21 protein-coding genes are annotated in these 22,230 nt (G+C 41.3%); 14 read left to right on the top strand and 7 right to left on the bottom strand.

The features are described from left to right. Positions 1–7: 7 nt before the first annotated feature. Positions 8–3,109, bottom strand: a complete 3,102-nt coding sequence (locus J2X69_RS04975) for a TonB-dependent receptor (RefSeq protein ID WP_310099380.1) — start codon at positions 3,107–3,109, stop codon at positions 8–10. A 496-nt stretch (positions 3,110–3,605) separates the two neighbouring features. Then, complete coding sequence (locus tag J2X69_RS04970) at positions 3,606–4,160, bottom strand: 2'-5' RNA ligase family protein (protein ID WP_310099377.1); 555 nt, start codon at positions 4,158–4,160, stop codon at positions 3,606–3,608. Between the two features lie 306 nt (positions 4,161–4,466). On the opposite strand from J2X69_RS04970, the gene J2X69_RS04965 reads away from it, so the two are divergent. Further along, positions 4,467–5,381: a universal stress protein gene (locus J2X69_RS04965; RefSeq protein WP_310099374.1), complete on the top strand. Its 915-nt coding sequence runs from the start codon at positions 4,467–4,469 to the stop codon at positions 5,379–5,381. A gap of 139 nt (positions 5,382–5,520) precedes the next feature. On the opposite strand, the gene J2X69_RS04960 is transcribed toward J2X69_RS04965, so the two are convergent. The 4 genes from J2X69_RS04960 to rbfA all read right to left on the bottom strand — a co-directional run bounded on the left by J2X69_RS04960 (position 5,521) and on the right by rbfA (position 10,055). After that, positions 5,521–7,308 carry an ABC transporter transmembrane domain-containing protein gene (locus tag J2X69_RS04960; protein ID WP_310099369.1) on the bottom strand — a complete coding sequence of 596 codons (1,788 nt, stop codon included), beginning with the start codon at positions 7,306–7,308 and terminating at the stop codon, positions 5,521–5,523. A 263-nt stretch (positions 7,309–7,571) separates the two neighbouring features. Continuing rightward, on the bottom strand, positions 7,572–8,171 hold the full coding sequence (locus J2X69_RS04955) for a hypothetical protein (protein ID WP_310099367.1): 600 nt from the start codon (positions 8,169–8,171) through the stop codon (positions 7,572–7,574). Between the two features lie 256 nt (positions 8,172–8,427). After that, positions 8,428–9,657, bottom strand: a complete 1,230-nt coding sequence (locus tag J2X69_RS04950; protein WP_310099364.1) for an FtsX-like permease family protein — start codon at positions 9,655–9,657, stop codon at positions 8,428–8,430. An 11-nt stretch (positions 9,658–9,668) separates the two neighbouring features. After that, the gene (gene rbfA / locus J2X69_RS04945) at positions 9,669–10,055 is read right to left on the bottom strand and encodes a 30S ribosome-binding factor RbfA (RefSeq protein WP_310099363.1); all 387 of its coding nucleotides are present in this window, start codon (positions 10,053–10,055) and stop codon (positions 9,669–9,671) included. Positions 10,056–10,144: 89 nt separating this feature from the next. On the opposite strand from rbfA, the gene J2X69_RS04940 reads away from it, so the two are divergent. The 12 genes from J2X69_RS04940 to J2X69_RS04885 all read left to right on the top strand — a co-directional run bounded on the left by J2X69_RS04940 (position 10,145) and on the right by J2X69_RS04885 (position 20,461). Beyond that, positions 10,145–11,527: a hypothetical protein gene (locus J2X69_RS04940; RefSeq protein WP_310099360.1), complete on the top strand. Its 1,383-nt coding sequence runs from the start codon at positions 10,145–10,147 to the stop codon at positions 11,525–11,527. 122 nt (positions 11,528–11,649) lie between these two features. Next, positions 11,650–11,862, top strand: coding sequence for a hypothetical protein (locus J2X69_RS04935; protein ID WP_310099357.1), 213 nt, complete (start codon positions 11,650–11,652; stop codon positions 11,860–11,862). Positions 11,863–11,870: 8 nt separating this feature from the next. Beyond that, positions 11,871–12,725 carry a hypothetical protein gene (locus J2X69_RS04930; protein WP_310099354.1) on the top strand — a complete coding sequence of 285 codons (855 nt, stop codon included), beginning with the start codon at positions 11,871–11,873 and terminating at the stop codon, positions 12,723–12,725. A 15-nt stretch (positions 12,726–12,740) separates the two neighbouring features. After that, positions 12,741–13,625, top strand: coding sequence for a type VI secretion system tip protein VgrG (vgrG, locus tag J2X69_RS04925; RefSeq protein ID WP_310099351.1), 885 nt, complete (start codon positions 12,741–12,743; stop codon positions 13,623–13,625). A 2-nt stretch (positions 13,626–13,627) separates the two neighbouring features. Continuing rightward, positions 13,628–13,906 carry a PAAR domain-containing protein gene (locus tag J2X69_RS04920; protein WP_310099347.1) on the top strand — a complete coding sequence of 93 codons (279 nt, stop codon included), beginning with the start codon at positions 13,628–13,630 and terminating at the stop codon, positions 13,904–13,906. Position 13,907: 1 nt separating this feature from the next. Continuing rightward, positions 13,908–14,270, top strand: coding sequence for a GPW/gp25 family protein (locus tag J2X69_RS04915; RefSeq protein WP_310099344.1), 363 nt, complete (start codon positions 13,908–13,910; stop codon positions 14,268–14,270). A gap of 176 nt (positions 14,271–14,446) precedes the next feature. After that, complete coding sequence (locus tag J2X69_RS04910; RefSeq protein ID WP_310099341.1) at positions 14,447–15,817, top strand: ethanolamine ammonia-lyase subunit EutB; 1,371 nt, start codon at positions 14,447–14,449, stop codon at positions 15,815–15,817. Next, the gene (eutC, locus tag J2X69_RS04905; protein ID WP_310099337.1) at positions 15,814–16,575 is read left to right on the top strand and encodes an ethanolamine ammonia-lyase subunit EutC; all 762 of its coding nucleotides are present in this window, start codon (positions 15,814–15,816) and stop codon (positions 16,573–16,575) included. The genes J2X69_RS04910 and eutC overlap by 4 nt, the downstream gene beginning before the upstream one ends. Continuing rightward, positions 16,556–17,869 (top strand): ethanolamine permease, encoded by a 1,314-nt coding sequence (gene eat / locus J2X69_RS04900; RefSeq protein WP_310099334.1) that lies wholly within the window; start codon positions 16,556–16,558, stop codon positions 17,867–17,869. Before eutC ends, eat begins: the two co-directional genes overlap by 20 nt. Positions 17,870–18,079: 210 nt before the next feature. Beyond that, positions 18,080–18,772: a DUF6577 family protein gene (locus J2X69_RS04895; protein WP_310099331.1), complete on the top strand. Its 693-nt coding sequence runs from the start codon at positions 18,080–18,082 to the stop codon at positions 18,770–18,772. Then, positions 18,769–19,842 carry a nucleotidyl transferase AbiEii/AbiGii toxin family protein gene (locus tag J2X69_RS04890; protein ID WP_310099328.1) on the top strand — a complete coding sequence of 358 codons (1,074 nt, stop codon included), beginning with the start codon at positions 18,769–18,771 and terminating at the stop codon, positions 19,840–19,842. Before J2X69_RS04895 ends, J2X69_RS04890 begins: the two co-directional genes overlap by 4 nt. A gap of 310 nt (positions 19,843–20,152) precedes the next feature. Then, positions 20,153–20,461 (top strand): hypothetical protein, encoded by a 309-nt coding sequence (locus J2X69_RS04885; protein WP_310099326.1) that lies wholly within the window; start codon positions 20,153–20,155, stop codon positions 20,459–20,461. Positions 20,462–21,353: 892 nt separating this feature from the next. Here the strand turns inward: J2X69_RS04885 and J2X69_RS04880 are convergent. After that, a complete protein-coding gene (locus J2X69_RS04880; RefSeq protein ID WP_310099324.1) occupies positions 21,354–21,692 on the bottom strand; it encodes a helix-turn-helix domain-containing protein in 339 nt (112 codons plus the stop codon). Between the two features lie 119 nt (positions 21,693–21,811). Here J2X69_RS04880 and J2X69_RS04875 point away from each other — a divergent pair, with 119 nt between their 5' ends. Further along, positions 21,812–22,222 carry a DoxX family protein gene (locus tag J2X69_RS04875; protein WP_310099320.1) on the top strand — a complete coding sequence of 137 codons (411 nt, stop codon included), beginning with the start codon at positions 21,812–21,814 and terminating at the stop codon, positions 22,220–22,222. Positions 22,223–22,230 lie beyond the last annotated feature (8 nt).

Here is a 22,230-nt window from a genome sequence, read left to right as displayed (position 1 = left end):
TGTAAAATTAGAATCCAACATTTAGACCAAGAGTATAAGTACGGATCACCGGTGCTACGTTCCAATCCACGCCGTATCTTAATTGCGGAGAATCGGCTCCAGTACCGGTAAGGAACTGATTAGCTTCCGGATCCAGTCCTGAATAGCCCGTAAAGGTGAATGGATTCTGTACCTGCGCAAAGAATCTAGCATTGGAGATAGCACCATTAAATGCTCTTTCCAAAACCGCAGCAGGAATAGTATATCCTACTACGATATTTTGGATTCTTACGAAATCACCCTTTTCTACAAATCTGCTGTTAGCTGCTGCAGTCATCCAAGTATTGGTGTCTCTACCTGAATAAAGCTTGGGCACATCTGTTACCTGTCCGCTCTCTGTCCATCTATTTAGCATATCAGCATGGTTATTAGAGAAGCCTAACCCCATTAGACCTCTTTGGGATTCATTCATGATATAGTTTCCTCCAGAGAATCTAGTAAAGATTTCTGCATCGAAGCTTCCAAACGTAAAGCTGTTTGACCAGCCACCTTGCCATTTTGGAAGTGTGTTGCCCAGAAAGAATTGAGTAGGGGCACTCCCCGCTTGATCAGCATTGGAAGGGTTACTAGGATCGTAAACTCTCCAAGAAGAAGCACCTACCAGCTGTACAATATCGCCATTTTCACCGGTATAATACATTGCATTCCCATTCGCAGCGTTTACACCAGCCCATTTGAATCCATATAGTTGAGAAACCGGCCCACCAACTACGGTTCTGTTATAAGTACCGGTCAAAGGCTGAATCAATTCAGTCACTTCATTATTGATGAAGGTGATATTGAAATCAGTATTCCATGAGAATTTACCTCTATTAAGAACATTCGCCATAGCTCTAAACTCGAAACCTTTGTTTACCATAGCGCCAACGTTTTGATTAATACTATTGCCCGGTATACCCAAAGATGGAGCAGTAGGTGCAGCTAGGATCAGACCATCTACATTATTTTCAAAGTAGTCCGCAGAGATAGTTACCCTACCGATTGTCATGTCCAAACCAAAATTCACTTTTTTGGACGTTTCCCACTGAAGGGCACCGTTAGCAACTCGTGCATAACCAACCCCCGCTCCTGCACCACCCAAGGCTGGAGAGAATCCACCAAAAGCAGCAAAAGCATCAATACCGGTATTTCCAACTTCTGCATAAGAACCTCTCAATTTTAAATCGGAAATCAAATCTGAGTTAAAGAAAGCCTCATCGGAAATTCTCCAACCAAGTGATCCGCCGTAGAAAGTTCCTCTTTTATTATCACCAACCAAATCGGAAATCCCATCATTACGAACTGTAAATGAAGCCAAATACCTGCCTTTGAAACTATAATTAAATCTACCGAAGTAAGAATCAAAGCCCCTCTCTGAATATGATCCACTGGAAAACTGGTTATTATAAGAGCCAGTGATTAGGTTTTGCCGTCTAAAGAAATTATCTGAGAGATCCGTCCCCGATCCTGAAAAGGCATAAAAGTTAGTGAATTGATATTCCATACCAGCTGTCACATTTAGATTATGGTCTTCAGCGATTACAGTCTGATAATTCACAGTATTTTGCCAGTTCCATCTTAAAGCCGGATTATAGGCCATATATATACTGCCATTTGTGCCTCTACCATCTCCGTGTCTCGGATCCCAAGAACGCAGATCATCCGCTAAGGTTAAATCCACCCCTATTTGGGTTCTTGCTGTCAATCCGTTAATAATATCTACTTCTCCAAAAGCAGAGCCCAGGATTCTGTGCGCTCTCGTTCGGTAAATATTGTTCTCCAACACAAACCCAATGTTTGGGATATTGTTATCCGGACCTGACAGATTGTTCCCCCATCCTGTAGTAGAACCATCTGGCTGGACATTATACCCGTCAAATGCTATATTGCTCGGGTCGTAAACCTCAACGTTAGGCAATGCACGTGTAGCATTGTAGATCGCACCTGAAAGTGAATTTGCACCATTGTTTAGACCATTGATTTGTGTCAATGAATAGGACAGGGAGGTTCCCACTCTCACCGCTTTTGAAATACTATGATCCACATTGGCACGGAAAGAATATCTAGAAAGGTCATTGGCAACAACTACGGATTCCTGATCTGTAAATCCTAGAGAAAAGAAATATTTTGTCGCATCCGAGCCCCCGGAGATAGAAAGGTTATGCTGCTGTGTAAATCCATTTCTGAGTACCACATCCTGCCAGTCTGTATTAACTCCCGGACGTGCATTTCCAGTGGATGTTGGGGTAACATTGGTGATTTTCTCGTTTGCAATTTCCACAAATTGGTCACCGTTCAATAAATCAAATCGTTCCACTGCCTGATTCATACCCATAGAAGTATTATAACTTACTTTAGCTTTTCCTGAAACACCTCTTTTGGTAGTGATCAAAATCACGCCATTTGCAGCTCTGGAACCGTAAATGGCAGTTGCAGAACCATCCTTCAATACCTCATAAGACTGTATATCTGCTGGGTTTATATTTGCAAGGGGATTGGAAGGGACTACCGCAGAGCGGTCAGCATCAACTACCGGTACGCCATCGATCACTATCAAGGGGCCAGCACTTGAAGTCAGAGAGTTCACTCCACGAATACGGATAATAGGAGCTGCTCCCAGAATACCTGATGGAGTAGTGATCTGTACACCCGGTGCACGTCCCGCCAACTGAGACTCAAACGATGGTGTTACCAAGTTTTCGATTGCAGAATTGTCAATTGAAGTTACAGATCCTGTGATATCTCTTCTTTCCTGAGTACCGTATCCTACTACTACCACCTCATTAAGTGTTTTCACATCCACATCCATAGTCACATTGATAACGGAACTGGAACCGATAGGCATCTCCTTGGACAGGTAGCCTACAAAACTGAATACAAGAGTAGTGGCATCCGATGGAGCATCAATAGAATAACTGCCATCCAAATCCGTAATCACTCCTTGAGTAGTACCTTTCACTACCACACTTGCTCCCGGTACGCCATCCGGCTCTTCTGCCGAGGTGACCCTACCGGTGATCGTCTTGCTTTGCGCCAATACAGACACCACGGTCAGTATCGTGAAAGCAAAGGCTAATAAAACTTTCTTCATAGGTTGATTATTTAAATAAAATTATATTTAGACACGAATATCACGGGAAAGTTTGAAATGAAAAAAAATGCTTCCGTGTACTACACAAATCCTGACAATACATTATATGGATTTTAGTTAAAAAATGTTAGCAATATGGGGTTTGCCCGCTAACAATTATGTTTTCCGCATAAAAACTAAAGACATATAAGAAATACCTTAATAAAATTTTGGATTTTTTAAACGAAGTTTTGTTTTCATTGATTTAGTTGAAGTTTCACCTAATCTTTAAAAAATAAGATTTCAACAGAATTTTGTATTTCACCAAACAATATTTCATACACAGAGCATATAACTTCAAAAACTTAGTGAAGATTTTGAAGTTAAAATATTCACTAGCACCCTACTCAATATTTTATACTGAAAATAAATGATATTTCAGTATAAAATTAATTTTTAATTTTTTTTCAAAAAATAAGGCATTTTTATCGCTTTGGTTCAAAAATGGTCTTAAACCCTAGTTATCCATGCCCATTTTTATTCTTTTGCATAAAACCCATCGCCCTTCCACTTTTTTTAAAAGAACAATATGGGTTTCCCGCAATTTCCGGGTCAAATTCATTTCAGTAGAAAATTGAAGAATATCCCTAAACTGAGATTTTTTAATGTCCTTAAAGGCTATAGTCATATGAGGGTGATAATTCCGGTCACTCAATTCTTCTGCCAAATTTAATTCCCTTTTACAAAAAGCTCTTAAATCCTTTTGAAAAGCAAATAAATCCTCTCCGGACTCTACTCCCAAATAAATTACACGCTCCCCAAATGTTTTCACTCCCTTAATTGTCAACCCAATTGGCTTATAGTTTTCCGTAAACCCGGAAAGCCTCTCAGTGAGTTCTTCCTCTTTGGCTTCATTGTAAACAAAGGGCATCTTCAACGTAATATGCGCAGGCGATTTCAGGGCATATTTAGCCTGGTATCGGTCTTTGATCTCTAGCTTCAACTGGCTTACACGCTCCTGAAACTCGCCTTCAGGCACGATTGCCAGAAAATACTTCTGCATCACTTTCATATGATTATATTTTTTTCTTAAAGGTCATATGGAATCTCGCATGGCTTATAACCATCCCAGTGTGTGTCGTTTTCGACATGCTCGATTTCATGTGATTATATTTTATTTTTCAATGGCCACCCCGAATAGTCGGGGCAGGCCATGGAATCTCGCTCGGTGAATAATCATCCCTCTGTGTCGTCTTTGACATGCTCGATTTCATCCCGCTAAATTACCTCGAAAAGGAAATCATCCAGTAAAAACAAAAAAACTGTTCGATAAACTGGATCAAAGGTTTAAATTAAGGAGAATTTACATCTGATAGCTATGAAGCATTTTTATAAGGCCATGATTGGCCTTGATTTGACTGAGATGGATGACATCCTGATCAAGAAAACGATTGTGTACCTAGATTTCCTCGGAATAGAAAAATGCTACTTTGTGCATGTAGCAAAGGATTTGGCTGTGCCGGATGAAATTCTTAGAAATCATCCCGAATTATTAGCTCCTGGGGATGAGTCCATAGAAGCACTGATTAAAAACAAACTTAGGGAGTTTGATTTTCCAGCCAGTATGGATATTGAAGTCTCTGCAGAAGAAGGCAGCCACCCATTGGACACCTTTCTTCGGTGGGCAAAAATCAAAGATGTAGATCTCATCATCATGGGGAGAAAAGAAGAGCTCGCAGGAACCGGGTCTCTGGCCAAAGGAGTGGCAACAAAAGCCCCCTGCTCTGTTTTGCTACTACAGGAAAAAAGACCTCCAGGACTGCCTAAGAAAATTATGATTCCCTCAGATTTCTCAGACCATACTGATCTGATCTATGATTTCGGCGAAAGAATATCCAAAGAGATGGGAGCAGAACTGGTTCCGGTACACTTATATGAAGTACCACAAGGATATTCTAAAACAGGAAAAACATTTGAAGAATTTTCCGAGATCATGAAGAAAAATGCTCAGGACGACTTCAACCGCTTTATCCAAAAGTTCAATCATAATGGGTTAACCTGCCGGTTTATACTCAATGACGGAGAAGGGCAAGGCAAAGCATTACTTGAAGAAGCTAAGCTAATTGAAGCAGATATGATCTTACTTGGATCCCGGGGCAGAACAAAATCTGCCGCCATACTTCTGGGAAGTGTTGCCGAAAAAGTAGTCTTGGCGAACAATATACTCCCTATGCTGATCTTTAAGAAAAAGGGCGAAACCATGGGTTTCTTTGAAGCCTTATTCAAAGTTTAACCAATACTCAGTAAATCGTATCTGAATCTCTTTGCCCTCCGGATTTATAGTGGAGGGCTTTTTTTATTCAATCAGCGCCCCATTTTCCTATCCTTTGGGAGCTAAATTCACAAACTTGATCCCATCCCACAACTTGCGGTTAATCCGCAAACTGCAACCGAACGAGATTGGCATAAAAACCGGCCTCTCTACCCAGAAGATCGATATGGTTGCCTTCTTCTATGATTTCTCCGGCACTGAGAACATATATCCTGTCCGCTTTGCGGATAGTGGCCAATCGATGAGCAATAATGATCGTAGTTCTTCCTTTCATCAACTCATCCAAAGCCTCTTGCACCAGTGACTCCGATTCTGCATCCAAAGAAGAGGTGGCCTCGTCCAGAATCAAAATTGACGGATCTTTCAGAATAGCACGGGCTATTGCCACGCGTTGTCTTTGACCACCCGAAAGCTTCACTCCCCGCTCTCCCACCATAGTATCCAGTCCTTCGGGAAACTGGGAAATAAACTGCCAGGCATTAGCCTTTTTGGAGGCAAGAATAATTTCTTCTTCGCTCGCCCCCGGCTTTGCGTAGGCGATGTTCTCTCGAATTGACCCTCCGAATAGGAGTACTTCCTGAGGAACCATTCCTACGTGAGAACGGAGATTTTGCAAATCCCATTCGTTCAACGGACGATCATCTACCTGGATGGACCCTTGCTGCACATCGTAGAATCGCATCAGCAATTGAATAATTGTTGACTTCCCCGCACCTGAGTGACCTGCCAGCGCAACTTTTTCTCCCGGATTCACATGAAAGGACAAATCGCGTAAGACTTCCATTTCAGGCCGTGTAGGGTAATGAAAGCCAACATTTCTGAAAGCTACCTTTCCTTGAAAATTAGTAGCCTTTGCTCCTGAGACAGACTCTGTCTCCTCTTCCAATATCTCCAATACGCGCTCAGAGGAACCAATGGCTTTCTGAACTTGGCCATAAATATCTCCAAGCCCGGCTATAGACCCACCAATAAATGTGGTATACAATACAAAAGAGACCAACTCACCCACGCTCATTTCTCCGGAACTCACCAGACTCGCTCCGTACCACATCACTGCTACGATTCCTCCAAACAGTGCAAAAATTATAAATGAAATAAACGCTCCTCTGTACTTGGCTGCTCTTAAGGCTACCCCCACTACCCTGTTTAATCCACCTCCATACCGGGCAGATTCGAATGCCTCTCCCACAAAGGATTTCACCGTGCTGATAGACTGCAGCGTTTCCTCTACAATCACATTTGCTGCGGCAAGTTCATCCTGGGTACTTTTGGAGAGTTTTCGGATAAATTTCCCAAAGACCATTGCTATCACCACCAAAACGGGAAAAGTAGCAAGCATAAATAAGGTCAATTTGGGTGTATTAACCATCAAGAAAATCACACCGGCTACCAGTGTGACCACCTGTCGAAAAAGCTCAGCTAGGGTCACAGAGAACGTATCCTGAAGCATACTCACATCAGACGTGATTCTGCTTATCAATTCCCCAGTTCTACGCTTGTCAAAAAACGTCATCGGGAGGCGCACCATCCTGGAATACAGAGCCAACCGAATATCCCGCATGGAACGCTCAGAGACTAAAGCAAAAAGCCAAACTCGGAAAAAGGAGAAAATACTCTGTACGGCCAAGATCCCCACCAGTATCAGTGCTATGGAGTTTATATCACTGACTATCCAATCCGTACCCTGGGCGGTATCTATAAGCTTGCCGGCTACGTAAGGGAATGTAAGTAGTGTTAATGACGAAAAAACAAGGAAAATCAATCCTAAAAAGAATGCTCCTTTGTAAGGCATCAAAAATTGAAAAATGCCTCCCAGTTTGCTTAAATTCTGCTTATTCAACTTCCTTTTCTCGCTCTCGTCTAAAGCAGTTCCTCTTTTCTTAGCCATCCGTTGATTTTGGTATTGAGGGCACAAACTTAAGGTTTTTTTTGCAAGGATTTCTTAAGTAAAAGTGAAAGGATTAAAGATCAATTTGGACTAATAAACCAATTTCAGAATATGTATGTCTCAGATCCCCGTTTCACTTAAGCAGGAATTCCCCATACACTGGAAATTCCTTCGTATTCCCGGCTTTCATAAGTCAGTCTACTTTTCACTCGGCTACATATTCTAAGTCAGAAAACCCAATAGCAAGGTGAGGAATGAAGGTACTATCTGCCCATTTGCGCATCAACCAATTCCCGCTTCAGCTTGCGCTCACGGTCAAGCATATTCTTCCGGTGGTTTTCGAATTCTTCCTGCACTTCAGCCAAATCCTTTTGGGCTTTTCTGATTTTTTTGAAGCTACTGAAGTACTGAAAAGAGAAAATAGCAAGCGCTCCCGCAAGAACAGCAACTACGATCCACATCATGGAAGAATAAACTGCTTTATGAATCCCAATTCCCAGAAAAGAGAAATTGTCTTTTTCGGCAATTGCCTCCTGCTTTTCTGTCTCTGCTACAGCCAAGGTAGCAATCAAATTTTTGATAGAATCTTTCTCACTCACTATCAAAAGCTTAAGATCACCTACTTCAGTTCTCATCGTGCGCATGGAGTCCAGAATATTGGATTTAAGCTGATCCAGATTGGTTCTTTTCACGACCTTATATTCCTGAAAATTATTTGAGACACTATAGATGTAGTCAAATTGGCTATCAATAGTTCCTGACTTGAGTGATCCCTTTTCCTCATTGTTTTCTTGTGCATAAGAAAAGGAAGGTAGGACAATTAAATAATTCAAAATAAGGAATAGGGGCAATACGCTCTTCATTGGGTAATAAATTTACAATCTAGGGTGAAAGGCTTCAGTTACCAATAAACATGCCTTTGAAGGCAAATGCAAGTTCATTTTTTGCTGTCGAAAATGCAAGTGTTATCGACCCCTACATTCAACACTGATAATCAACAGATTAGATGTGTTTTAACTCTGCGTTTCGGGTTCATATTTTTTCTAAAGCTTAAAATTACCGGCACGGCTAACTTGAATAATACCGATCAGGAATAGCTAACCAATAAATAGGAAACAGTTAAAGTTCCTTGACGGTATCTACCTGAGAGGCAATCCAAGCCGGTCTTGAAGAAGCAAGAAAAGTGATCCCCAGCATGGCCAAACTTATCCAAAAGAAATCACTCCAGATCATCTTGACAGGATATGCATCTACCACAGCGGAAGAAATCCCAAGGGAAATCAATCCGTAAGACTGCTGCAACCAGCAGATCAGATAGCCGATAACAAGTCCAATCAGCGCACCGCTAAATGCAATCAACGCGCCTTGCTTCAAGAAAATTCTTCTGATCAGCTGCTCCGGAGCCCCCATTGCTTTCAGCACCGCTATATCCTTCTTCTTTTCAATCGCCAGCATACTCAGCGAAAAGAAAATATTGAAGGAAGCTATCGCCAATATAAAAGTCAATGTGAGGAAAACGAATAGTTTTTCCATCTTGACCGTACGAATGATTCCCGCATGCTGCTCATCAGCATTTTTGACCATAAAGTCAGCTCCTAAATGGGCCCTTAACCTCTTATGCACCTCTGCGATAGAATGGCCTTTGGCAACTTTCACTTCCAGTGAAGTCCTTTTATCACCATACTTCAGTAAATCTCTGACAAAGAAAAGCGGTGCTATCACATATTCATCGTCAAACTGCCGCTCGCCGATGCTGAAAAATGCTACAGGGTCCAGAACTGCCGATTCGTAAAACTGAGAAGGATCGATAGACGCAGCACTTCGGGGAGCTTTGGGATAATAGATTTTCAGAGGGACATTCACATTGTCCAGATTCACTGAAAGGAAAAATCCAACACCTCTCCCCATGATCGCCGCAGGATTTAATTCAGTACCGAACGTAGTGTCACCCCAGAAGTAACCTCTGGCGAATCTCTCCTGATCCAGAAAATTCTCCGAGACTCCTTTGATCCTGCCTATCATCTGATTGCCATTATAATCCAGCAAGGCATTGTCTTCTATCACCTCTGTGAGAATAGCTACTCCTTCCAGATCCCTGATACTATCCAGCCATTCTTCGCTGGTCATGAAACTTTTCCCAACCGCAGCCTCGATTTTCAGCTCCGCATCGAAACTCGCAAAAAGCCCGCGAATCAAATCCTCCAAGCCATTGAATACAGACATTACAATCACCAAAGCCATCGTGCCCACAGCGACTCCTATCATGGAAATCCTGGACAAAATGGTGATAAAGTTTCGCTTCTTCTTGCTGCGAAAATACCTGGAGGCTATAAATAAACTGAGATTCAACAGTAGCTTGATTAATCCTCTTCCTCTTGGTCTTCTTCCTCTGGCGGAGCCGGCGGTATCGCCAAATCGGAAATCACCTTATCCATATACTGCGCATAAGCGGCAGAATCATCCGGAAAAAAGGCTATTTCGGGAATAATGCGAACAGATTTACCAATTCTCTTGGCTAGCTGATGTCTGATTTCCTTCTTGTGATCATTGATAAGGTTAAAAGTCGCTTCAGGTTCAGCCAGTAAAAAGCTCAGGTAAACTTTTGCCAACCCCAAATCGGGACTCATCATCACGCGTGTAATCGTCACCATAGCACGTCCAACTAGGTGTTTTGATTCTTTTTGGAAGATATCGCCCAGCTCTTTTTGGATCAGCTTGGCGTATTTTTGTTGTCTTTTACTTTCCATATAAAGTATTTATGGTACAAATTTAGCGAAATAGTTGGGCAAGCTTTAATTTCGGGCAAAACCAACCAAACACTCTTCACCCATCTACTTTGTTCAGCTTTTTCAAGTTAAATGATCCCTTCAGACTAATCGGCATAGGAATATACGTTCTCCTGCTGACATTCGTCTATTTGGTACTTAGTCCTTTTCCTATTACCAATCCCCAATTGATGTGGATGCTTCTTGGAGAGCGATTGGGACAAGGATATTATTTATATCAGGATATCATTGATGACAACGGTCCTCTTTCAGCGGGATTTTTTACATTCATGGATTTGCTCTTTGGACGCAGCCTGCTTGCGTACGAGGTGGTAGGTAGAATTCTAATATCATTCCAGATACTGTATTGGAATTCCATGCTGATCAAATTTAAGGCTTTTGATGTCAATACCTACCTGCCTGCAATCATTATGGCTGCATTGTTTCACTTCTCATTTGACTTACTGAGTTTGAGTCCGGCTCTATTGGGCAGTACCTTTTTGATATTATCGCTTGGACAGCTTTTTTCTCAAACAGTTCTGCAGAAAGATACCAGTGAATCCACTTTGTTAATTGGGATTTATGCGGGTTTGGCTACGGGTTTTCACCCGAATTACATCCTCTTTTTACCTTATATGATCTTCACGGGAATCGCTATCAGTAGCTTTTCCTTCCGTCAATTGATGCTTTCCCTCGTTGGGTACTTCCTCCCGCTATTACTGATCACGCTGTTTTACTTCTGGAATGATGGGCTGGAGGAAGCCATACAGATTTGGCCACTGACATTTTTATCTGAAAAATATGAATACCAATCATTATTGAGTTGGCTGTTCTTGGGAATATTTCCTCTCTTACTTGCGGTAGCGGGATATTTCATGGCTACGCTGCTGCGGGGATCTACCATCAATCAGCAAAAGCAGCGGCAGCTTATCATCATCTGGTTACTTTTTTCAGTAGCTCAGTTTTTCATAATCAAAAAACAGGCGGCTTATCAATTGGTGATTCTGATCCCCGGACTTACGTACCTGATCACACAATTTTTCTTAAACACTAAGAAAGAGATTGTAGCCAAAATCGCTTTCTACCTTTTGGTGTTGGGACTTCCTTCTGTTGCACTATGGTACTGGCAGCAAAAAACCACCGAGTCAGGATATTTCGTAGGCCAAAGTGAGGTTACCTATTCCGGAAACTTGATGGTCTTGGGAGATGACCTCTCTCCGTATTTGAATGGCAAACTGGGGGGGCCGTTCCTGAATTACCGATTGAGTAAACTCTATCTTGATCAGGATCGTGACCTAAGGGAAAAAGCCCGACTCTTTCAAATGCTTCAAAAGCAAAAGCCCACAACGGTGCTGGACCCAAACGGAGACTTTGAAAAATTAGTCAAGCAATTTCCTGCTTTGGAATCCCAATACACTAAGACTTCAGCAGGTGTTTTTATTTTGAAAAAGTGAAATTAACATCCAATTGTTAACAAAAAGGAACAGGTGAATTTACACTTCAATCATTTGATTGTCAAATAAATAAAATGTATCTTAACGAGGTAATTAGCTTTTCTACACCTTAAGCATTTTTTATGGGACCAATCAACCAGCTGTTGGACGCTTGTTCTTTGCCTGAAAAGGCACCGTTGGTAGAGTTTGCTAAAATTAAGAATCCTTCTGCTTCTAAGTGTCAGAGAATGTATGGGACACAGGAATATTACCTGGAAGTAGCACGTGCCAATCAATTAGGCAATTTCCAAAAACTGGTTCCAGGTCAAAAAACTCATTTTTCCACCATTAGCTAAATTCTCAAATGCCTGAATCCTCCATACCTGCTCAAACGCAACTCGATCTTGCCACCTTCAAAGTCTATTCTGAAGGTCAGGAGCTACCACCATCTGTGGGAGTAGCGATGATTGCTGTACGCAAAGCTGTGAATAAAATACCCACGGCCAAACTGGTTCTTTTCGACGGTGATATGGCGACAGGAGAATTTCAATGGAGTGAGGGCGATTTGTTCAAACCAGGAGTAAATCTGAGAATAGACGCAGGATATCACAGCTTGGAAGAGCCTATTTTCGAAGGAGTAATTATCAAGCACGGACTGGAGGTTTTTTCCGATAAGGCATCCCGGCTGGTTATAGAACTTCACGATCCAGTCATCAGGATGACTGTTGGAAGAAAGAACAAGTACTTTTTTGACAGCTCAGACAGCGATGTGATGGAAGAGCTCATTGGGAAATATTCCAGTCTTGAAGCTAAGGTGGAAAGTACAGCTCTATCCCATGCTGAGATTGTCCAATACCATGCGACTGATTGGGATTTTGTCCTGAGTAGAGCTGACGCAAATGGTAGGATCGCCACCACTGAAGCGGGAAAAGTCACAATTCAAAAACCTCAGACTAGTGCCGATCCGGTCATTGAACTTCAATATGGGAATAATGTGGTAGAGTTCGAGGCAGAGATGGATGCCAGACAGCAATACTCAGCCACTAAAGGATTTAGCTGGGATTTCATAAAACAAGAGATTGCCGAAAAGGAGGGTGCAGAGCCCTCCATGGACTTTCAGGGAGATATCAGCGGAGAAGATTTAGCAGAAGTAATAGGACTGGAAGCATTTCAAATGCAGCACGGAGGTTTATTGGCAGACGAAGAACTTCAAGCTTAGACTGATGCCGGACTGATGAAAAGCCGTCTTTCGAAAATCCAGGGGAGAGTAAAAATCCTCGGAGATAATATAGTGAAGCCCGGAGATATGGTGGAGTTGAAAGGTTTCGGCAATCGCTTCAATGGCAAGGCATTCGTTTCTGGAGTCTATCATGAGATCTCACCCAGTCAAAAGTGGTTCACCCATCTTGCGCTCGGGCTCGATCCAAAATGGTTTGCACAGCAATATGATGACATCATAGATGAGCCTGCATCAGGACTTGTTCCAGCAATTAAGGGACTTCACATTGGTGTGGTTACCGTTTTAGAAGGAGATCCTGACGGGGAAAATCGTATAAAAGTAAAACTTCCACTGGTAAGCAAAGACGAAGAAGGAATCTGGGCAAGATTTGCCTCCCCAGATGCTGGAAAAGAGCGTGGAATTTATTTCAGACCTGAAATCGAAGATGAGGTGATAGTCGCCTTTATCAATGAAGATCCACGTGATCCGGTGATTTTAGGGATGTTGCATAGCAGCAGCAAGCCTTCTCCATTCGAAGAGAAGGATGATAATCACGAAAAAGGAATTATCACACGAGACAAGCTTAAACTCCTTTTTGATGACGACAAAAAGGCCATTTCCATCGAAACTCCAAATGGGAATATAATACAGCTCTCAGATGACGAAGGAGCAATTCTTCTCGAAGATGAAAATGGAAATAAGATCAGCATGAGCGCTGATGGAATTACTATAGAAAGCAGCTCGGATCTCATTTTGAAAGCCAGTGGAGATGTGTCTATCGAGGGCACTGGAGTGGAAGTCAAAGCTAGTGCTCAGCTGAAAGTTGAAGGGTCAGCCGGAGCCGAAGTTTCCTCTGGAGGTCAGACTGTTATTTCAGGTTCACTTGTACAAATCAACTAGATATGCCAGCAGCAGCCAGATTAGCAGATACCACAACCCATGGCGGGACGATTATCGGCCCAGGTGAGCCTACTGTTTTGATAGGAGGAATGCCGGCGGCAGTGATAGGTGATAATCATGTCTGTTCACTTCCGCCAAATGTACATCAACCTACCGAGAGTCCTTTTATCGCCGGTAGTGGAACAGTTCTAATAGGTGGAAAACCAGCATTAAGAGTCGGGGATGCCTGTGTATGTGGCGCATCAGCAGCTATAGGAGAACCAACTGTAATCATAGGGTAGCATGGAAGACAATAAATCATTCTTAGGAAGAGGTTGGGCATTTCCAGTGGCATTCAGTGCAGAAAGCCATCAGGTTCAAATGGCTGAAGATGAAGGAGATATTCGGCAAAGTCTGATCATTTTGCTCAATACTACGCTGGGAGAGAGAATAATGCGCCCGGATTATGGGGCAAATATGGAGGATATGCTTTTTGAAGTTTTGAATCTGACTACTGCAAATATGATCGCCAACTGCATTAAAAAAGCAATTCTATTTCATGAACCTAGAGTAAAGACTGAGGATATAGACTTAAAACGGGATTACAATGAGGGTAGACTCGAGGTGTTAGTTAATATAGCATTTCATCTTTTGAAGAAGCATTAAATAGTTTAAAAAGAGCATTAGAATTGAAACCCTATTTCCCTTCATTATAAAGGGCTAAAATCATCAGCCAAAAATTCATCTTAAGTAATTTGAGGTTTCATCCTCAGCTATTTCCTATTCCACAAGCTATTCAGATATCTATTGGAAATTTCCGAATAAATCTCCACTTTAATTAGATGGTTTATCAGCATTCTGTCGGTAACTTCAAATATTCGTTTCCCGACCTCAAAACCGTCTTGGCTAAAGCTACTCCTCAAAAATCCGGGGATGAAATGGCAGGTTTGGCCGCTAAAAATGAGCAGGAACGAATTGCCGCCAAATTGGTATTGGCTGATATTCCTTTAAAACAATTTCTCAGCGAAGAAATCATCCCTTCTGAAATAGATGCCATTTCGCGTCTAATTCTAGAATCTCATGATGCTAGGTCATTTCAATCCATTTCTCATCTAACTGTCGGAGGATTTCGGGATTGGCTTTTAGCATACGAAACTGACGGATTAAAAATAGCTCAAATTTCCGCAGGATTGACTCCGGAAATGGTAGCCGCTGTCAGCAAAATCATGGCTAACCAAGATTTGATTCTGGTCGCTTCCAAAATCCGGATAATTACCAAGTTCCGGAATACGTTGGGGTTAAAAGGCCATTTTTCTACCCGCCTACAACCTAATCATGCCACCGACGATGCCAAGGGTATAATGGCAAGTACGATTGATGGGCTTATCTATGGAGTAGGCGATGCAGTCATCGGGATAAATCCCGCCTCGGATTCGTCAGAATCCACATTGAAATTACTGGAGATGCTGGACAAACTCCGGCAGCAATATGAAATCCCAACTCAAACCTGCGTCCTTTCGCATGTGACCACCACGATAGATTTGATCAACAGAAACGCCCCGGTTGATTTGATTTTCCAATCTGTCGGAGGAACAGAAAAGACAAATTCCAGCTTTGGATTCAATCTGGGCATTTTAGATGAAGCTTATCAGGCCGGTTTGGGTTTAAATCGGGGCTCTGTAGGAAATAATTTCATGTACTTCGAGACGGGTCAGGGTAGCGTCCATTCAGCAGGTGCACATCTAGGCGTAGATCAGCAAACATGCGAAGTACGCGCATATGCCGTTGCCCGGAAATATAAACCATTACTGGTCAATACTGTAGTCGGTTTTATTGGACCGGAATATTTGTATGATGGAAAACAGGTAATCAGGGCCGGTTTGGAAGACCATTTCTGTGGCAAACTCATGGGTTTGCCCATGGGTTGTGATGTCTGCTACACCAATCACATCAATGCCGATCAAGATGACATGGACAATCTCCTTACCCTGCTGGGCGTATCAGGCTGCAACTTTATCATGGGAGTACCCGGAGCTGATGACGTGATGCTGAACTATCAAAGCACTTCATTTCATGACCAACTATATCTCCGCCAAGTACTCGGGTTAAAACGTGCTCCTGAATTTGACCAATGGCTGCTAAAAATGGGGCTTTCCGACCAAAATGGGAAGCTGCTGGACATCAATCCCAACAATAAACTTTTGGAACTATGAGTAGCGCCTCCAACCCTTGGGAAAGACTAAAGGAATTCACCGATGCCCGGATTGCATTGGGAAGAGCCGGCGGAAGTCTTAAAACGGCTAAGCTTTTAGGGTTTCGCAAAGATCATGCGTTGGCAAAAGATGCCGTTTGGGCAGCGCTGGACTTGCCTGTATTGCAGCATGGATTAGAAAAATTAAACCTTCCTTACCTTATGCTGAACAGTAAGGCCCAAGACAGGGAAACCTACATCAAGCGTCCGGATCTGGGGAGAAATCTCAACCAAGAATCCAAAGCTACAATTGCTGACTCCAATCCCCCCGCTAAGGATATTTCTATTCTTATCGCTGATGGTCTATCAGCAAATGCCATATCAATCCATGCGATCCACTTCCTAAAGGAATTCTTACCCTTGATAGCCCAATTTACCCTGGCACCGATTTGTCTAGTCAGTCAGGCTAGAGTTGCAATCAGTGATGGGATCGGAGAATTATTTTCCAGCAAACTAGCGATTATCCTGATCGGAGAAAGACCGGGATTGAGCTCTCCCCATAGCATGGGGATCTATTTGACATATAACCCAAAAGCAGGAAATACAGACGAAAAAAGAAACTGCATCTCCAATATCCGGGCCGGCGGTTTACCCTATGCCTATGCTGCGGGGAAACTCGCTTTCTTGACCTCAGAGGCTCTTAGATTAAAACTATCCGGTGTTGATCTCAAAGACACCTATGACACTCAACTATTAACTGATGGCATTGGAAAACAGTGAATTGAAAAGGACGCTTGGGCCATTTATGCTTTGGGGCCTGGGTGTGGGTTATGTGATTTCGGGAATGTATTTCGGCTGGAACCTTGGACTGGCTGAAGGTGGTACATTGGGGTTGGCTGTGGCTACCTTTTTTATCATTATCATGTATGTGACCTTTACCTTCAGCTATACTGAGATGGCCTGCGCTATTCCCAAAGCAGGAGGAGCATTTGATTATGCACGGTTGGGATTAGGGAAAAACTGGGGATTTTTGGCAGGAATGGCGCAGAGCATTGAATTTATATTTGCCCCACCCGCCATAGCTGCAGCGATTGGAGCCTATTTCAATGTGTTTTTCCCTGAAATCAGTGTCACTACCATTGCCATAACAGCTTACCTCATATTCACGGCGATCAATATCAGTGGAGTCAAATTCGCCGCCTATTTCGAGTTGGTTATCACGATCATCGCAGTTCTTGAGTTACTGCTTTTCTCCGGTGTGAGTTTCACCGCATTTAAGTTCGAAAATTTAACTGCAAATGCCTTACCCAACGGCTGGGGAGGGGCTTTCGCCTCTATCCCTTTTGCAATCTGGTTTTTCTTGGCAATAGAAGGAGTGGCAAATGTGGCGGAAGAAGCCAAGAACCCGCAACGGAATATTCTGATTGGATTTGGTTCCGCAATCCTGACTTTGGTGATTTTATGTGTTTTGACCTTTACTTCTGCAGTAGGAGTAGATGGTTGGGAAGCCATCGTTTACCCTCCCGGAAGTACTGAACCATCAGATTCTCCCCTCCCACTTGCACTGGCCAAGATCGTCGGAGAAAGCAATATCCTCTATCATCTATTGATTACGGTTGGGCTATTCGGGCTGGTGGCTTCCTTCCATGGGATCATTCTGGCTGCCGGCAGATCCACTCTGGAACTTGGAAGAGAGAAATACATCTCCCCTTTTGTGGGAAAAGTAAATCCGAAGACCAAGACGCCAATCAATGCCCTGGTCGTAAATATGGGAATTGGTATTTTGGCATTGCTGACTGGCAAAACCGGGGAAATCATCACCATTGCCTGCTTTGGAGCATTGACACTTTATATTGTGTCCATGATAGCATTCTTTGCTTTAAGGAAAAATCATGCTGATCTAGAGCGCCCTTTTAGGGTTCCTCTTTTCCCCTATTTCCCAGCTATTGCCTTGGTGATCTCTGTGATTGCGATGATTGCCATGAGCATCTACAATTTGACTTTGATGGGGATTTTCTGGGCCATAATGGCTTTTGGGTATATGAGTTTTTGGTGGTATCAGCGGAAGGGGTAAATACTTTTAATTCCACACTCACACATTTTCCCACAATATTAAACTCGTTAAAATAACACCTATATATTGGCAGCAAAAACCATTTGATGCCAATATATAGATTCGTACATTTAAAGAATTATATTCATACCCATCGCACAAAATAAACTTCATATTGAAAGCATAAAGGATCAATTTCGATCAAATCGGACACTTTCGAGTTCTGACTTGATGGAGTTCTATAAGACTCTTGAGCCAGATGTGAAAAAAACTACGGTTAATTGGAGAATTTACACCCTTGTACAAAAAGGTATCTTAAGTAGAGTTGGACGAGGAAGGTTTTCCTTGGGCAAAGGTGAGGTATACACCCCTGAACTATCAAGCAAACTTAACTCCGTTTATAAAAAAATAAAGATAGACTTCCCTTTTTTGTCAATTTGTATTTGGAGTACTTCTGCGCTAAATGAATTCATGCTTCACCAACCTGGAAAATATTACCAGTTAATAGAAGTTGATAAGGATGCCGTGGAAAGCATCTTTTTTTACTTAAAGGAAAGAAGCTATTCTGTTTTTTTGGAGCCTTCCGAGCAACTAATCAGGCATTATATGATTGATGAAATGGAGCCTTGGGTAGTTAAGTCTCTAGTTTCTGAAGCCCCTATCCAGAAGGTTAATGGAATCCCTACAGTTACAATAGAGAAGTTGTTGGTTGATATATTCTGTGATCCCGTGATTTTTAATGCCCAGCAAGGGTCGGAGATGAACCAGATATTTAATGAAGCATTTGAAAAATATACAATTAGTGAGAGTAAAATGCTACGCTATGCAAGCAGAAGAAGAAGAAAAGAGGAGCTAGATAAGTACTTAAGTGAAGTATCTATATATCGGCAGCAAATTAAATATGCTGCCGATAATTTGAAATGATACGCATTGACTCTTTACATATCGATTGGATTACAAAAGTGTCCTCCTCAAATAGGCAGGCTGACAAAATACTTGTGGAGAAGGTTATTAGAGCACTATTACTTTTAGAGGGATTAGTGAAGCAGAATTTAGATTTTGTTTTTAAGGGAGGAACTGCTTTAATGCTACTTCTGGATTCTTCCAAAAGGCTATCCATTGATATTGACATTATTATTGAAAATGAACCTGAAAATTTGGAAGAGAGTTTTGAAGCATTGCTCGAAGAACAAGGTTTTACAAGATTTGAGCTTCAGGAGCGCAAAACTTCATTTAATATCCATAAAGCTCACTATAAGTTTTTTTACCAACCTATACACAAAACCCAAGCCGATGAGGAAAGTATATTGCTAGATATTTTATTCGAAAAAGTGGAGTACTCTAAAATTATTAAGGTTCCAATTAACTCTAAGTTTCTACTTTCAGAGGGAGAACCTATTCGAGTAAAAGTACCTTCTATAGAAGATATTCTGGGTGATAAATTAACAGCCTATGCACCTAATTCTACTGGCATTCCTTACTACAAAGGTGAGATTAGCATGAGTATGGAAATCATGAAGCAGCTTTATGATATTGGAAACCTGGTGGATATTGCGAAAGATGGCGGTCTTATAAAAAAGACTTTTGAAAAATTCGCTTTAACTGAACTTGAATATAGAAATCAACCAAAACTAACAGTTAATGATGTGTTGGAAGATATCTACCAAACTTCACTTTGCCTAGTGAGTAGGGGCGCAGATGGAAAAGGTGATTTTGATCATCTTCAAACTGGAATTCATCGAGTTTCCGGATTTATTTTCTCAGAGTCATTTCATATTGATAAAGCAATCATTTCTGCATCAAAAGCAGCATACATTTCTGCTCTGATGAAATGTAACCACACCAAACTTGAAAAATATGGGAATCCGGTTATCATGAAAGATTGGGCTATCGGAGAGCCATTTTGGCCAAGATTGAATCGATTGAAAAAGTCTAATCCAGAGGCTTTCTTCTATTGGTACAAAATATTTGAATTAACTACAGTAAAGAATTAATGGGAAGATCGACCGTACATTACGCAGATAACAAAACAAATAATGCACTCAAAAAGCTGCATAACAAGCTACGTCCTGCAGGAACGCCAGTTCAGCGGGTAGAATATATTATTGAATTATTACTTCTCAGAATTTTTGAGACCAAGATCAAACAAGATGGTGCGTTCAAACCGCTAAGAAAACTGGTCAGCGTCGAATTCATGTGGAAAAACGCTAGAAGTATTCGGTTCTAACTTTTAATGGAAATAGCTGGGAGCTTAAAAATTGGTCATTTGAGATGAGTAAAAGGGGCAAATCTAAAAAGTCCAGAATGCAGTCAACTATTCTTGATCAGCAAAAAGTAAATGAATTTATGGTGTTAATTAAGTCTAAAAGCTTTTTTTCATTAAGTCAAGACTCTTTGAATTGGGATAAAAAAGACTTAGGCAATGGAACAATACTCCACCAATCAATTATGGATGGCGTTTCTGAAAACTTTGAAGTTATTAGCTCATCTGATCATAGAATCTATTCGGCACATGAACCTATTCAAAGGCAAGAGTTTGTTTTTAACAACCAGCGCAAGATCTTCTTAGACTGTCTTGATAAATTTCTGGATTTGATTGGCAAAACCAAATAAGAATTTTTTTAATCCCCTCCCCTTCTTTTAAATTTATAATTCCTATTTCCCGATGTAAATTTCTTTCTATTTTAGGTCTCCCAAGTAGAAAATCAATCTGATTTAATGACCCAAATTTGGAATTCCCTTTCAATTTATTTGAAAGACAGAATCATCAGAGGAAAGAAAATTGAAAGGCTTCAACTCCTTATTTTCTTTGTTTTGGGGGTGGGCATCGCTACTTGGAAATGTGGCCTGGAAGCCTCCATTTCAACTGTTTTTATCTTTTTTTCAGCAATAGTTCTGGCCCAATTTATTTCTCAGCCTATGTACTACCTCACAAATTTTCAAAAGAAGACTGCAATTGAAAAAGGAAGGGTGTCTTTTACATTGATTTTACTCAGTTTTATAATAATTACTCAGTTGGCTCTATGGAATCAAACAGTCTTTATTTCCAGTATTGGAATGGGAATTACCTACGGGATAATCATTTTCATTTTAGTAAAATGCGATAGATAATTTCCAGTTTAGGAGTAATTTGATTACTACATCTTTCTATCCTAATGAAATTTAAATTCATGCTTAAAAATCAATAGACTATCAAAACTTTAAAACGAATTTCCATTACCTCATTAGTAGTATTTTTTCTATGGGTCATTTTTAATTTTACTGTTGAAAGCCCATTACTTGAGCCTTACTGGTTTGTCGTATTTGCTCTTGGCTTACCTAATTACGTTTCAACAACTATTTACTCAGTAGACAGTTCTAACAAACTATGGAAGTCTATTTTGATTGGAGTTTCGGGGCTACCCATTGCATTTCCTCCGTTATTTTTCACTTTCTTATCCCCCTTAATTTTAGTTTACCTGTATTTGTCCATTGATTTGTTTATTCGAAAGAAAGGCTGATCTATCTACCTCCCCATAATCTTCTTCCTATGCGACAACCCCCAAAAATGTAATTCGTCCAATACTTTTTCGAGGGAAATGCCGTGAGAGGTAATTGAATATTGAACTTTTGGAGGAAAGGAATCAAATACCTCTCTTTTGACTAATTGATTTGTCTCCAGGTTTTTCAATTCCTTTGACAAGGTTTTATCGGTGATTCCAGCCACTTCCCTACTTATTTCCTTAAATCGTTTTGGCCCTCCGGCTAAAGAAAATAAGATCAATAGTTTCCACTTTCCTTCTAAAGCCTCCATAGCGTCTTTGATGGAAAGCATGGTTTTAGGACAACCTCCCTGTGATATCATAGCTTCAAGTTTTTTGCATTACTATACCAAAAGATAGCGCTATCCATGAGGATAGTAATATCGTTTGGAAAGTGAATTTATATAATCTTGTGGCTAGGAAACAAACCGACTTACAGACTATGGCAATTCAAAAAAGACCAAAAGCAATGAACATTTCCCTCTGGGCAGTGCAGATTTTACTTTCCATCACATTTATCTGGGCAGGCTTTATGAAGTTATTCGTGCCAGACGATTTGCCTTGGCTTTGGACTAAAGAAAACCCAGAATTGGTATGGATTTCAGGAATTGTTGACTTGTTAGCTGGGTTGGGGTTGACCTTACCTACCTTACTTCGAATTCGGCCGATACTTACTGCTTATGCTGCTTTTGGAACCATCGCACTTATGTTTTCAGCAATTCTATTTCATGTTCTCAGAGGAGAAGGAAACCAGATTGGATTTAATGTTTTCATTCTAATATCTGCAGTATTTATAGCTTGGGGCAGAGGAAAGAAAGATCCAACTGATCTTCCTAATCCCCCTTTCAAGTAAAACTAAGC

Source organism: Algoriphagus sp. 4150 (genome assembly GCF_031457395.1).
Taxonomy (GTDB): domain Bacteria; phylum Bacteroidota; class Bacteroidia; order Cytophagales; family Cyclobacteriaceae; genus Algoriphagus.
The sequence above is the reverse complement of the archived record's forward strand: the minus strand, read 5'-3'. Positions and strand labels throughout refer to the sequence as shown.